The sequence below is a fragment of the Mesorhizobium sp. M7A.F.Ca.CA.002.09.1.1 genome, assembly GCF_003998555.1.
Lineage (GTDB): Bacteria > Pseudomonadota > Alphaproteobacteria > Rhizobiales > Rhizobiaceae > Mesorhizobium > Mesorhizobium ciceri.
The window spans coordinates 1-1210 of the sequence record NZ_RZRR01001247.1 but is presented as its reverse complement, the minus strand read 5'-3'; the positions used below and the strand labels follow the sequence as shown (position 1 = coordinate 1210).

2 protein-coding genes and 1 tRNA gene are annotated in these 1210 nt (G+C 60.2%); 1 reads left to right on the top strand and 2 read right to left on the bottom strand.

Going from position 1 to position 1210, the window contains the following annotated elements:
- Positions 1 to 45: 45 nt before the first annotated feature.
- A complete protein-coding gene (locus EN994_RS32235; RefSeq protein ID WP_063168251.1) occupies positions 46 to 306 on the top strand; it encodes a hypothetical protein in 261 nt (86 codons plus the stop codon).
- A gap of 113 nt (positions 307 to 419) precedes the next feature.
- Here EN994_RS32235 and EN994_RS32230 read toward each other — a convergent pair.
- Positions 420 to 495, bottom strand: a tRNA-Lys gene (locus EN994_RS32230).
- A gap of 106 nt (positions 496 to 601) precedes the next feature.
- Positions 602 to 1210: PhzF family phenazine biosynthesis protein (locus EN994_RS32225; protein WP_164746455.1), on the bottom strand; the 609-nt coding region annotated here is incomplete at its 5' end.

Genomic DNA, 1210 nt, shown 5'->3' with positions numbered 1-1210 from the left:
CAAAGGAGGCATCTTACCGTAACGGCGATTCTCAAATAGATTTTTGTGGATGAAGAAATTTCATCCTGCCGCAGCTGCGGTGTTATCGCCGGGGCGGTCGCTGTTGTGTTCCGTCACAGCAGCTATTCAAGTCATGGCCCGATCGACACCGGCATTTTCGTTGTCTTCCTGGTCTTCTTCTGGTGGCCCATCAGCGATTTCTCCGGGGGAAAAGACGGAATTGGCGCCAGCGATGCTGCAGCCGGGGAAAAGAGCCTTGCTTTTCGATTCGGCCGGTTTCTGAGCCGCATTTTTCAACTCGGCTAAATCGCCACAAGATCCGGATAGCGCGTTTGAAGAATCACGGTCGGACAGCCTTGCCCGAGATGCGCCAAACGCGTCTCGCTTTCAGGGTCTTTCCACCAACTCTTCTAGGAATTTGGTGGGTGCGCACAGGATTGAACTGTGGACCCGCTGATTAAGAGTCAGCTGCTCTACCAACTGAGCTACGCACCCACTCGGCCGGCAAAAACCGGCGTTGGCGGGCATATAGCCGCCACCATCGGTCCTGTCCAGCCCTGCCGGAATCATTTCCCGACAAATCGACCGAGCATGCGTTCGATCAAACGAACAGCTTGCCCTCCGCCACCTTGATTGCGTTGCCGCCGATGCGCGCCGAGGCCAGTTTTCCGCCTTGCACGGTCAGTTCGAGGCGGATGCGCGATGGCCGGCCCATCTCCAGCCCCTGCTCGATCCACAGCTGTGAAATGCCATCGGTCGGCGCGTCGAAATGCATGATGGCGCCGGCAAAGGCGGCTGCCGCCGAGCCGGTCGCCGGATCCTCATAGGAAGGCGTGCCAGGCACGATCATGCGCACATGGAAGGCGCTTTCGTGGTTCACCGTCTCGCGGCAGTAGACATAGGGGCTGGCGAAGGCCCATTCGCTCTTGCGCGGCGCCAGTTCCGACCAGGCCTGGTTGTCCAGCCGGATGCGACCCGCCGCCTCGAGATTGGCAACCGGGATGGTGACATAGGGCACGCCCGCCGACCAGAACGCGACGCGGTGATTCTCGAAGCCGATCTCATGCGGCGTCAACCCAAGCGCGGCACCGATCACCTCCGGATCGGCATCGAGCTTCAGCGGCTCCGGCAGCTTGGCCAGGTCGAACTCGGCAAAAGTGTTGCCGTCATGCTTGCTGACGGCGCACCGCACCGGACCGATGTTTTCCTC